The organism is Brevundimonas sp. UBA7506 (genome assembly GCF_002479495.1).
Taxonomy (GTDB): domain Bacteria; phylum Pseudomonadota; class Alphaproteobacteria; order Caulobacterales; family Caulobacteraceae; genus Brevundimonas.
Window position 1 is genome coordinate 1 of sequence record NZ_DLNQ01000004.1, and the last position, 12,727, is coordinate 12,727.

Sequence of the window (12,727 nt, forward strand, 5' to 3'; positions counted from 1 at the left end):
GTTCGAACTTTTCCTTGGCCATTCTCTAGCTCCTGGAGGGTCCCCGAACCGGGGGTCCATTTGGTTTGGGGATAGGCGGGGCGATTTGTGGTCAAACCGCCCCGTTTTCAAGTGGGTCCGTCGAAATGACGGACTTAGGCGTACTTCTTGATCACTTCGTCGGCGACGTGTTGCGGCACCGGCTCATAGTGGTCGTACTGCATGGTGAACTGGGCGCGGCCTTGCGACATGCCGCGCAGGGTGTTCACGTAGCCGAACATGTTCGCCAGCGGCACGAAGGCGTTGATGACGATGGCGTTGCCGCGCATGTCCTGGCCCTGGATCATGCCGCGACGGCCGTTCAGGTCGCCGATGACCGAGCCGAGGTATTCCTCGGGGGTCACGACCTCGACCGCCATGATCGGCTCGAGCAGCTTGGGCGAACCCTTTTCCTTCAGTTCACGGAAGGCGGCGCGCGACGCGATTTCGAAGGCCAAGACGCTGGAGTCGACGTCGTGGAACTTGCCGTCCGTCAGGGTCGCCTTGAAGTCGATCATCGGGAAGCCGGCCAGCAGACCGTTTTCCTTGGCCGATTCCAGACCCTTCTCGACGCCCGGGATGTATTCCTTCGGCACCGCGCCGCCGACGATGGCGTTTTCGAACACGAAGCCCGAACCGGCTTCACCCGGCTCGAAGGTGATCATGACGCGAGCGAACTGACCCGTACCGCCGGTCTGCTTCTTGTGCGTGTAGTCGATGTCGACCTTGCGGCCCAGCGATTCACGGTAGGCCACCTGCGGCGCGCCGATGTTGGCTTCGACCTTGTAGGTGCGCTTCAGGATGTCGACCTTGATGTCCAGGTGCAGTTCGCCCATGCCCTTCAGGATCGTCTGGCCCGACTCGTGGTCGGTCGAGACGGTGAAGGAGGGGTCTTCCGAAGCCAGCTTGGCCAGAGCCACGCCCAGCTTCTCCTGGTCGGCCTTGGTCTTCGGCTCGACCGAGATCTCGATCACCGGCGCCGGGAATTCCATCTTCTCGAGGATGATGGGCGACTTGATCGGGTCGCACAGGGTGTCGCCCGTGCGGGTTTCCTTCAGGCCGGCCAGGGCGACGATGTCGCCGGCGTAGGCTTCCTTGATGTCCTCGCGGTTGTTCGAGTGCATCTGCAGCATGCGGCCGACGCGCTCTTTCTTGTCACGCGACGAGTTCAGCAGCGACATGCCGGTTTCCATCTTGCCCGAGTACAGGCGGCAGAAGGTCAGCGAGCCGACGAAGGGGTCGTCCATGATCTTGAACGCCAGAACCGACAGGGGCTCTTCGTCCGAGGCCTTGCGGGTGACCGGCTCTTCCGTACGGAAGTCGATGCCCGGGGTGGCCGGAATGTCGGTCGGCGACGGCAGGTAGTCGATGACGGCGTCGAGCAGGGGCTGAACGCCCTTGTTCTTGAAGGCCGAGCCGCCCAGGATCGGGTAGAAGGCGCCGGTCAGAACGGCCTTACGGATGCACTTCTTCAGCACTTCGACCGAGGGCTCTTCGCCGCCCAGGTAGGCTTCCATGGCGTCGTCGTCGAGCTCGACGGCGTTGTCGATCAGGTACTGGCGAGCAGCGGCGGCTTCGTCAGCCATGTCGGCCGGGATGTCGCGGACATCGGCGTCGGCGCCGACGGTGTCGGTTTCCCAGACCAGAGCCTTCATTTCGACCAGGTCGATGACGCCCTTCAGCAGGTTTTCAGCGCCGATCGGCAGTTGGATCGGCACAGCCTTGGCGCCCAGACGGTCGCGGATCGACTGCACCGAAGCAGCGAAGTCAGCGCCGATCTTGTCCATCTTGTTGACGAAGACGATGCGCGGAACCTTGTACTTGTCGGCCTGGCGCCAGACGGTTTCCGTCTGCGGCTCAACGCCGGCGTTGCCGTCCAGAACGGTCACGGCGCCGTCGAGCACGCGCAGCGAGCGCTCGACTTCAATGGTGAAGTCCACGTGGCCGGGGGTGTCGATGATGTTGAGGCGCTTGCCTTTCCAGAAGGCGGTCGTCGCGGCCGACGTGATGGTGATGCCGCGTTCCTGCTCCTGGTCCATCCAGTCCATGGTGGACGCACCGTCGTGCGTCTCGCCCATCTTGTGGTTACGGCCGGTGTAGAACAGGATCCGCTCGGTCGTCGTCGTCTTGCCCGCGTCGATGTGGGCCATGATGCCGAAGTTGCGGTAGTCTTCGATTTTGTGTGTGCGGGGCATTGGAGTTGCCTTCGGGCTGCTTCCCGGACGCGGCGAGCGCCCATTGGTGTCGGATATGACGGCGCGGGCGGTTCAGTCTGAACGCCCGCGCCGGATCGTCTTAGAACGCCGCCGTCCCCATAAACGCAAAGGGGGACGGTTTTAAGACGCTTACCAGCGGTAGTGGCTGAAGGCGCGGTTGGCCTCGGCCATCTTGTGGGTGTCTTCACGCTTCTTGACCGCGGTGCCGCGGTTGTTCGAGGCGTCCAGCAGCTCAGCAGCCAGCTTTTCCGTCATGGTGTTTTCACCGCGCTTGCGAGCGGCGTTGACCAGCCAACGGATGGCCAGGGCGCGACGACGGTCCGGACGGACTTCGACCGGCACCTGGTAGGTGGCGCCGCCGACGCGGCGCGAACGGACTTCGACCGACGGGGCGACGTTGTCGAGAGCGGCGTGGAAGGTTTCGACCGCGGTGTGGTCTTTCTTCTTCTCGGCCAGGATGTCGAAGGCGCCGTAAACGATGTTTTCGGCGACGGCCTTCTTACCTTCGTACATGACGTAGTTCATGAACTTGGTGACCACCAGGTCCCCGAACTTGGGATCCGGCAGAACTTCACGCTTCTGGGCGCGGTGACGACGCGACATGGGTTATTCCTTGCAGTACCCGACTGACGCCGGGAAAATCTCTGAGGGTCCAGACCAGCAGGCCTGAAAGCGGTTCGCTTACTTCGGACGCTTGGCGCCGTAGTGCGAACGACGCTGCTTGCGGTCCTTGACGCCTTGCGTATCGAGCACGCCGCGCAGGATGTGGTAGCGAACGCCGGGCAAGTCCTTCACGCGGCCGCCGCGGATGAGCACGACCGAGTGCTCCTGCAGGTTGTGGCCTTCGCCGGGGATGTAGCAAACGGCTTCGTAGCCGTTCTTGGCCAGACGGACCTTGGCGACCTTACGCAGAGCCGAGTTCGGCTTCTTCGGGGTCGTGGTGTAGACGCGGGTGCAAACGCCGCGACGCTGGGGCGAACCCTCCAGAGCCGGCACCTTGTTGCGGGTGGGCTTGGGCTTGCGCGGCTTGCGGATCAGCTGGTTGATCGTAGGCATACGATTTGTCTCTTTTCGATGTGGAGGCGTGTGCCTTTCGGCCGGGGCGCCTCATGAGCCTTCTTTTGGACGCCGCCGAAGCGCCGCCCGGGTGTTGATCGAGCGAGCCGGAACAGCCAAACGAAAAAGCCGGAACGCGCGCTTTGGGCGTTCCGGCGGGCACAGCCCGTCCGTTCAATTGTCACGATCTCAGCAGACAGCGAACCGCCCACGTCTCGAAAGTGCGCGCCGTTTACGCGCGATGGGTAAAGGCGTCAAGTGATTCACGCCCGGAGGCGGCCAACGCGCCCCGTCAGAAACACGGTTCCATAAAGGGCGAGACTCGCCCCTATATTGCCATGCTTGCCTTGCCATCTTTCTCGACGAGGATTGGGGAGCCGCAATGAGCGTTGCAGTTCTGGCCCGCGCGCCAGTTCGTCGTCTACGTCCTGGGACGCGCCGCACGCTGCTGGCCGGCGCCTCGCTCGTGATGCATGTGGTGGTTCTGGGCTCGATGGTCCTGCTTGCGGCCAGCGAAGAGCATCCGGTCGCGCCCCCCGACCTGCAACCCATCATCCAGCTCGAGATCGAGCGGCCGTCCCTGCCGCCGCTCCAGCCGATCCTGCGGCCGACGCCGCTGCCGCCTGAACCGACCGTCGAGCCGCTGCCGACGCCGACGCCGGAACGGGCCGTGCCCACGCCCGAACGATCAGCACCCGCCCCCTTGCCGACGCCCGCTCCAACACCTGCGCCGCAGCCGCTGCCTCAGGCGCCGCCCCGGACTGCGCCGACAATTCCCCCGACGCCCCTGCCCGCACCGACGCGTGCTCCCGCTCCGCCCGCCCCGGCGCCCGTCCCTGCGCCCGCGCCGGCGCCTCCCGCTGCAGCCGAACGCGCGGCGCCGGCCGCTACCGCCCCCGTCACGGCGCTCCGTCCCCGCAAGAAGGATGAAGACGAAGCGCGCGACGGCCTGCCCGCCGCCCCAGCCCCGCGGCTCGCCAACCCGGCGCCCGGCGCCCCCTCGGCGGCGGCTTCAGGCGTGGACGGCGTCTCCGACGCCTGGCGCGTCGCCCCTGAAGGCCAGGCCGGACGCAACGCCCGCGCCCTGCGAACCTCTCCGGCGGGATGCCCGTCCTCGGCCATCCTGACGCGCGGCGAACAGGCCATCTGCGACGAGCGCTTCAACGCCCGCGCCGCCGAGGGCGCCCAGCGCGCCATCACAGGCAGCGGCAACGCCCAACGCGACGCCCGCTTCGCTCGCGAAGGTGCCCGGGAGATGCAGCGCTACGAGCAGCAACGTCGCCCTCTGTCTGGCGGCGTCGGCGTCCTGGGGCCGGCCGACTGCCCAGGCTCAAACTTCGGCACAGGCTGCGCCGGCGCCCACCTCAGGGACGTCCAGGGCGTCGACATGCGCCAAGGCGCGCGCAGCACCGTCAACGAAGGCGAACGCCGAACGCTTGAGCGTCCGCCGCAATAGAGGGCCTGGGAGCGCCCGCTTCGGCCTCAAGCCGCCCAACGGCGCAAAAAAGAAAGGCGGCGCCGTCGCCGGCGCCGCCCTCTTCAGTCTTCAGGCCCGAGAACGGATCAGCCTTCCGGCTGCTCCAGTTCCAGCGCCAGATCGGCCGGCAGGGGCTCGATGGCGTCTTCGCGAGCCTGGGTCAGTTGGGCGTCGCGCTCGTTCGCCAGCTTCTGCAGCGAGCGCAGATAGGCGCCCGTGCCCGCCGGGATCAGACGACCGACGATGACGTTTTCCTTGAGGCCTTCCAGCAGATCCTTCTTGCCATGGACCGAAGCCTCGGTGAGGACGCGCGTGGTTTCCTGGAAGGACGCCGCCGAGATGAAGCTGCGGGTTTGCAGCGACGCCTTGGTGATGCCCAGCAGGACCGGTTGCGTGACAGCCAGACGGCCGCCGCGCTTCTCGACCTTGGCGTTCTCGAAGGCCGCCTCGGCCACCTCGACCGTGTCGCCACGGATGAGGGTGGTTTCGCCGGAGTCGATGACTTCGACCTTCTGCAGCATCTGACGGACGATGACTTCGATGTGCTTGTCGTTGATCGGCACGCCCTGCAGTCGGTAGACCTCCTGCACTTCGTTCACCAGATACTCGGCCAGCGCCTCGACGCCCTGGATGCGCAGCAGATCGTGCGGATCCGGGTTGCCGTCGATGATGTAGTCGCCCTTCTGGATCAGATCGCCGTCGTGCACAGAGATGTGCTTGCCCTTCGGGATCAGGAACTCGACCGCCTCGGCCTGGTTGCCGTCGGCATCCGGCTCCGGGGTGATCTTGATGCGACGCTTGTTCTTGTAGTCGCGACCGAACTCAACGCGGCCATCCATTTCGGCGATGACGGCGCAGTCCTTCGGACGACGGGCTTCGAACAGTTCGGCCACGCGCGGCAGACCGCCGGTGATGTCGCGGGTCTTGGCGCCTTCGGTCGGAACACGGGCGATGATCTCGCCCGGCTTGACCTCGTCGCCGTTCGACACGGACAGAACGGCGCCCACGGGCAGCAGGTAGCGGGCGTCAGAGCCCGAGGCCAGCTTGGCGTAGGTGTCGCCAGTCGTGATGCCCATGGCCGGACGCAGGTCCGAACCGCGGGGGCTGGCGCGCCAGTCGGAAACCACGCGCTGGGCGATGCCCGTCGCTTCGTCGGTTTCTTCGCGGACGGACAGGCCGTCGACCAGGTCCTCGAAGCGAACGACGCCGCCGACTTCGGTCAGGATCGGCGTGGTGTAGGGGTCCCACTCCGCCAGACGCTGGCCCTTGGCGATGTCTGCGCCTTCCTTGACGCGGATGCGGGCGCCGTAGGGGACCTTGTGGGTCTCGCGGTCCTTGCCGTCGACGACCACGACCACGACCACGTTGCGGCTCAGGGCCACCAGGTCGCCGTGTGCGGCGGTGACGGTCGGGCCGACGATCTTGGCCGTACCGGCGTTGGTCGCCTCGTAGAACGAGGTTTCCGCCACCTGGGCCGTACCGCCGATGTGGAAGGTACGCATCGTCAGCTGGGTGCCCGGCTCGCCGATCGACTGAGCGGCGATGACGCCGACCGCTTCGCCGATGTTGACGTTGGTGCCGCGCGCCAGGTCGCGACCATAGCACATGCCGCAGATGCCGGCTTCAGCTTCACAGGTCAGGGCCGAACGGACCTTGATCGACTGGACGCCGGCCTGATCGATGACCTCGATCTCTTCTTCCTGCAGGTAGGTGTCTGCGGGGAAGAGGATCGTGTCGCCGCCCGGTTCCTTGATGTCCTCGGCCGCATAGCGACCCAGGACGCGTTGGCCCAGCGAGACCAGGACGTCGCCGCCTTCGACCACGGCGCGCAGGGTGATGCCGCGCGTCGAGCCGCAGTCTTCCTCGGTGACGATGGAGTCCTGCGCCACGTCCACCAGACGACGGGTCAGGTAGCCCGAGTTGGCGGTCTTCAGCGCGGTGTCGGCCAGACCCTTACGGGCGCCGTGGGTGGAGTTGAAGTATTCAAGGACGGTCAGGCCTTCCTTGAAGTTCGAGATAATCGGCGTCTCGATGATCTCGCCCGAGGGCTTGGCCATCAGGCCGCGCATGCCGCCCAGCTGCTTCATCTGCGCCTGCGAACCACGGGCGCCGGAGTTGGCCATCATGAAGACGGAGTTGATGTCCGGCTCCTGGCCCTTGATCAGGACGCGAGGTTGGGCGATTTCGCCCATCATCTCGTCAGCGATCTTGTCCGTAGCCTTGGCCCAGGCGTCGACGACCTTGTTGTACTTCTCACCCTTGGTGATCAGACCGTCGGCGTACTGTTGCTCGTACTCCTCGACCTGGGTGCGGGTTTCGTTGACCAGGGCTTCCTTCTTGGCGGGGATGACGATGTCGTCCTTACCAACGGAAATGCCGGCCTTGGCGGCTTCGCGGAAGCCCAGTTGCATCATCTGGTCGGCGAAGATGACCGTCGCCTTCTGACCACAGTGACGATAGACCTGATCGATCAGGTTACCGATTTCCTTCTTGGTCAGGTTCTTGTCGAGCAGGCGGTAACCGATGTTGGCGTTGTGCGGCAGCAGAGCGCCCAGCTTCATCCGACCCGGGGTCGTGTCGATGACCTTGGTGACGACTTCGCCAGCCTCGTTCATCTCGGTCCAGCGGGCCTTGATCTTGGTGTGCAGCTTGACGACGCCAGCGTCCAGGGCGGCGTCGATTTCACCCATGTTGGCGAACAGCTTGTTCTCGCCCGGCTGGTTATCCTTGACCAGCGACAGGTAGTACAGGCCCAGAACGATATCCTGCGACGGCACGATGATCGGCTTGCCGTTGGCGGGCGACAGGATGTTGTTCGTCGACATCATCAGGACGCGCGCTTCCAGCTGGGCCTCGAGGCTCAGCGGGACGTGAACGGCCATCTGGTCGCCGTCGAAGTCGGCGTTGAAGGCGGTGCAGACCAGCGGGTGCAGGCGGATGGCCTTGCCCTCGATCAGCTTCGGCTCGAACGCCTGGATGCCCAGACGGTGCAGCGTCGGCGCGCGGTTCAGCATCACCGGGTGTTCCCGGATCACTTCTTCCAGGATGTCCCAGACCTGCGGCTGCTCGCGCTCGACCATGCGCTTGGACTGCTTGACAGTGCCCGACAGGCCCTTGGCGTCCAGACGCGCATAGATGAAGGGCTTGAACAGCTCGAGCGCCATCTTCTTCGGCAGGCCGCACTCGTGCAGCTTCAGCTCGGGGCCCACGGTGATGACCGAACGGCCCGAGTAGTCGACGCGCTTGCCCAGCAGGTTCTGACGGAAGCGACCCTGCTTGCCCTTCAGCATGTCGGCCAGCGACTTCAGCGGACGCTTGTTGGCGCCCGTGATGACGCGGCCGCGACGGCCGTTGTCGAACAGGGCGTCGACCGACTCCTGCAGCATCCGCTTTTCGTTGCGGATGATGATGTCGGGCGCGCGCAGCTCGATCAGGCGCTTCAGGCGGTTGTTACGGTTGATGACCCGGCGATAGAGGTCGTTCAGGTCCGACGTGGCGAAGCGGCCGCCGTCCAGCGGCACCAGCGGGCGCAGTTCCGGCGGGATGACCGGCACGATCGTCAGGATCATCCATTCGGGTTTGTTGCCCGACTCCAGGAAGGCCTCGATCAGCTTCAGGCGCTTGGACGCCTTCTTGGCCTTCATTTCCGACGGATTGTCGGCCAGCTCGGCGCGGTGGCGCTCGGCCTCGGCGTTCAGGTCGATGCCCATCAGCAGGTTGCGGACGGCCTCGGCGCCGATTTCAGCCGTGAAGCCGTCGTCGCCGTATTCCTCCTGGTAGCGATAGAACTCGTCTTCCGTCAGCAGTTGGTTCTGCTTCAGCGGGGTCAGGCCCGGCTCGGTGACGATGTAGTTTTCGAAATAGAGGACGCGTTCCACGTCCTTCAGCGCCATGTCCAGCATCAGCGAGATGCGCGACGGCAGCGACTTCAGGAACCAGATGTGGGCGACCGGAGCGGCCAGGTCGATGTGACCCATGCGCTCACGGCGAACGCGAGCCAGCGTGACTTCAACGCCGCACTTCTCGCATATGATGCCCTTGTACTTCATGCGCTTGTACTTGCCGCATAGGCATTCGTAATCCTTGGTCGGGCCAAAGATACGGGCGCAGAACAGGCCGTCACGCTCGGGCTTGAACGTGCGGTAGTTGATGGTTTCCGGCTTCTTGATCTCGCCGAACGACCACGAACGGATCTTCTCCGGCGAGGCCAGGGCGATCTTGATCTGGTCGAAGGTCGGGGTGACCGGAACCGGGTTGAAGATGTTCAGGACTTCCTGGTTCATCTTTTTTCCTTCTGCGGGGCTGCCCCGCGAAAATCATTCAGAGAGGAGAGGCGGTCGGACCGCCCTCCCCCGCCGTGCGGGAGAGGGCCTTGTTTCCGATCAGCCGTTCTCCAGCTCCACGTTCAGGCCCAGCGAGCGCATTTCCTTGATGAGCACGTTGAAGCTCTCGGGAATGCCGGCTTCGAAGCTGTCGTCGCCGCGGACGATCGCTTCGTAGACCTTGGTGCGGCCGGCCACGTCGTCGGACTTCACCGTCAGCATTTCCTGCAGGGTGTAGGCGGCGCCGTAAGCTTCCAGAGCCCAGACCTCCATTTCCCCGAAGCGCTGACCGCCGAACTGCGCCTTACCGCCCAGCGGCTGCTGGGTGACGAGCGAGTACGGGCCGATGGAGCGGGCGTGGATCTTGTCGTCGACCAGGTGGTGCAGCTTCAGCATGTACACATAGCCGACCGTGACCGGACGCTTGAACTGCTCGCCCGTCTGACCGTCGAACAGGATCGACTGACCCGAACGATCCAGACCGGCCGTTTCCAGCAGGTCCTCGATGTCCGAGATGTGCGCGCCGTCGAAGACCGGGGTCGCGAAGGGCACGCCCTTGGCCAGGTTCTGAGCCAGCTCGATCAGGTCCTCGTCCGATTCCGGCAGAGGCGTGTCGGCGCCGTAAATCTCGGTCAGACGCGTGACCAGGGCCTCGCGCAGACCGCCGTCCATCCAGTTATCGAGCAGGCCCTTGATCTGCTTGCCGAGACCGGCGGCAGCCCAACCCAGGTGGGTTTCGAAGATCTGACCGATGTTCATGCGCGAAGGCACGCCCAGCGGGTTCAGAACGATGTCGACGTGGGTGCCGTCGTCCAGGTGCGGCATGTCCTCGATCGGCAGGATCTTCGAGATGACGCCCTTGTTGCCGTGACGGCCGGCCATCTTGTCGCCCGGCTGAAGCTTGCGCTTCACGGCCACGAAGACCTTGACCATCTTCATGACGCCCGGCGGCAGCTCGTCGCCGCGCTGCAGCTTCTCGACCTTGTCTTCGAAGCGGCGGTCGAGGGCCTTACGGGCGTCCTCGAACTGCTTCTTCATCGCCTCGAGTTCGCCCATCGCCTTCTCGTCGTCGAGGGCGACCTGCCACCACAGGCCCTTGGACACTTCGGCCAGCTTCTCTTCGGTCACTTCGCCGCGGCCCATGCCCTTCGGGCCCGAGACGGCGTCCTTGCCGAGCAGCAGCGGCTTCAGGCGGCCATAGACGTTGCGCTCAAGGATCTTGAGCTCGTCGTCGCGGTCCTTGCCGAGGCGTTCGATTTCAGCGCGCTCGATCGCGACGGCGCGCTCATCCTTGTCGACGCCGTGACGGTTGAAGACGCGCACGTCGACGACCGTGCCGGCGACGCCGGGCGGCAGACGCAGCGAGGTGTCGCGGACGTCCGAAGCCTTCTCGCCGAAGATGGCGCGCAGCAGCTTCTCTTCCGGCGTCATCGGGCTTTCGCCCTTCGGCGTGACCTTGCCGCACAGGATGTCGCCCGGCTGGACTTCGGCGCCGATGGCCACGATGCCCGCTTCGTCGAGGTTGCGCAGGGCTTCCTCGCCGACGTTCGGGATGTCGCGGGTGATTTCTTCCGGCCCAAGCTTCGTATCACGCGCCATCACTTCGAATTCCTCGAGGTGAATGGAGGTGAAGATGTCGTCGCGCACGATGCGCTCCGAGATCAGGATGGAGTCTTCGAAGTTGTAACCGTTCCAGGGCATGTAGGCGACCAGGACGTTACGGCCCAGAGCCAGTTCGCCCAGGTCCGTCGACGGACCGTCAGCGATCACGTCGCCGGCCTTCACTTCATCGCCAACGCGCACGATCGGGCGTTGGTTGATGCAGGTCGACTGGTTCGAACGCTGGAACTTCGACATGCGGTAGATGTCGACGCCCGAGCGACCGGCGTCCACGTCGCCGGTGGCGCGCAGAACGATACGCGTGCCGTCGATCTGCTCGACGACGCCGTCACGCTTGGCGATCACCACAGCGCCCGAGTCCACGGCCACGACCGCTTCCATCCCGGTGCCGACCAGCGGCGCGTCCGACTGCACCAGAGGCACGGCCTGACGTTGCATGTTGGCGCCCATCAGTGCGCGGTTGGCGTCGTCGTTTTCCAGGAAGGGGATCAGGGCCGCGGCGACCGAAACGACCTGCTTCGGCGACACGTCCATCATGTCGACGTCGGCCTTGGTCAGCAGCTGGGATTCACCGTTGATCCGGCCGGGGACCAGGTCCTCGACGATCTCGCCCGCCTTCAGCTCAATGTTGGACTGGGCGATGACGTGCTTCGCCTCTTCCATGGCCGAGATGTAGACCACCTCGTCCGTGGCCTTGCCGTCCTTCACGCGACGGTAGGGGCTCTCGATGAAGCCGTACTTGTTGACGCGCGCGTGGGTGGCCAGCGAGTTGATCAGACCGATGTTCGGGCCTTCCGGCGTTTCGATCGGGCAGATGCGGCCGTAGTGGGTCGGGTGAACGTCGCGGACTTCGAAGCCGGCGCGCTCACGCGTCAGACCGCCCGGGCCAAGCGCCGAAAGGCGACGCTTGTGGGTGATTTCCGACAGCGGGTTGGTCTGGTCCATGAACTGCGACAGCTGCGACGAGCCGAAGAATTCACGCACGGCGGCGGCGGCCGGCTTGGCGTTGATCAGGTCGTGCGGCATGACCGTGTCGATATCGACCGAGCTCATGCGCTCCTTGATGGCGCGCTCCATGCGCAGCAGACCGACGCGGTACTGGTTTTCCAGCAGCTCGCCGACCGAACGCACGCGACGGTTGCCCAGGTTGTCGATGTCGTCGATCTCGCCGCGGCCGTCCTTCAGGCCGACCAGGATCTGCAGCACCTTCAGCACGTCGTCCTTTTGCAGGACGCGGATTTCGTCAGAAACCTCGGGGGTTTCCAGACGCATGTTCATCTTCACGCGGCCCACGGCCGACAGGTCGTAGCGCTCCGCGTCGAAGAACAGCGAGTTGAACATGGCCTCGGCGGCTTCCGGGGTCGGCGGCTCGCCCGGACGCATGACGCGATAAATGTCGAACAGGGCGTCTTCACGACCCGTGTTCTTGTCGATGCGCAGCGTGTTGCGCATGTAGGCGCCGACCGTGACGTGGTCGATGTCCAGCACGTCGATGGTGGTGAAGCCGCGCTCTTCCAGCAGGGCGATCGTTTCGGCGTCCAGCTCGTCGCCAGCCTCGGCGTAGATCTCGCCGGTCTCATAGTTGACAGCGTCGGCCGCCAGATACTTGGTCAGCAGGGCGTCAGCCGCCAGCGACAGCGAAACCAGACCGCCGTCGGCCAGCTTCTTGGCGGCGCGGGCGCTGATCTTCTGACCGGCTTGCGCGACCACTTCGCCGGTGTCCGCGTCGACCAGGTCGAACTCCGGCTTCACGCCGCGCCAACGCTCGGGCTTGTAGGGCGTGACCCAGCCTTCGCCGCGCTTCTCGTAGGGCACGGTCTCGTAGAAGGTCTTGAGGATTTCCTCGCCGTCCATGCCCAGGGCCAGCAGGAAGCTGGTGGCCGGCAGCTTACGGCGACGGTCGATACGAACGTAGACCACGTCCTTGGCGTCGAACTCGAAGTCCAGCCACGAGCCGCGGTAGGGAATGACGCGGGCGGCGAACAGCAGCTTGCCAGACGAGTGGGTCTTGCCCTTGT

At 65.0% G+C, this 12,727-nt stretch carries 6 protein-coding genes; 1 reads left to right on the forward strand and 5 read right to left on the reverse strand.

The features are described from left to right. Positions 1-134 precede the first annotated feature (134 nt). From fusA to rpsL, 3 genes are all read right to left on the reverse strand, one after another. Positions 135-2,213 carry an elongation factor G gene (fusA, locus tag B3K53_RS01600; protein ID WP_292082327.1) on the reverse strand — a complete coding sequence of 693 codons (2,079 nt, stop codon included), beginning with the start codon at positions 2,211-2,213 and terminating at the stop codon, positions 135-137. Positions 2,214-2,363: 150 nt separating this feature from the next. Further along, positions 2,364-2,837 carry a 30S ribosomal protein S7 gene (gene rpsG, locus B3K53_RS01605; RefSeq protein WP_292082328.1) on the reverse strand — a complete coding sequence of 158 codons (474 nt, stop codon included), beginning with the start codon at positions 2,835-2,837 and terminating at the stop codon, positions 2,364-2,366. Positions 2,838-2,915: 78 nt separating this feature from the next. After that, entirely contained in the window at positions 2,916-3,290 is a 375-nt protein-coding gene (rpsL, locus tag B3K53_RS01610; RefSeq protein ID WP_008260482.1) for a 30S ribosomal protein S12, read from the reverse strand. 382 nt (positions 3,291-3,672) lie between these two features. Between rpsL and B3K53_RS01615 the strand changes: the two genes are divergently transcribed. After that, positions 3,673-4,746, forward strand: coding sequence for a hypothetical protein (locus B3K53_RS01615; RefSeq protein WP_292082329.1), 1,074 nt, complete (start codon positions 3,673-3,675; stop codon positions 4,744-4,746). Positions 4,747-4,853: 107 nt separating this feature from the next. Here B3K53_RS01615 and rpoC read toward each other — a convergent pair whose 3' ends face one another. Together rpoC and rpoB are read right to left on the reverse strand one after the other, a co-directional pair. Beyond that, on the reverse strand, positions 4,854-9,050 hold the full coding sequence (gene rpoC / locus B3K53_RS01620; RefSeq protein WP_292082330.1) for a DNA-directed RNA polymerase subunit beta': 4,197 nt from the start codon (positions 9,048-9,050) through the stop codon (positions 4,854-4,856). Positions 9,051-9,149: 99 nt separating this feature from the next. Beyond that, a partial coding sequence (gene rpoB / locus B3K53_RS01625) for a DNA-directed RNA polymerase subunit beta (RefSeq protein ID WP_292082331.1) occupies positions 9,150-12,727 on the reverse strand: 3,578 nt, incomplete at its 5' end.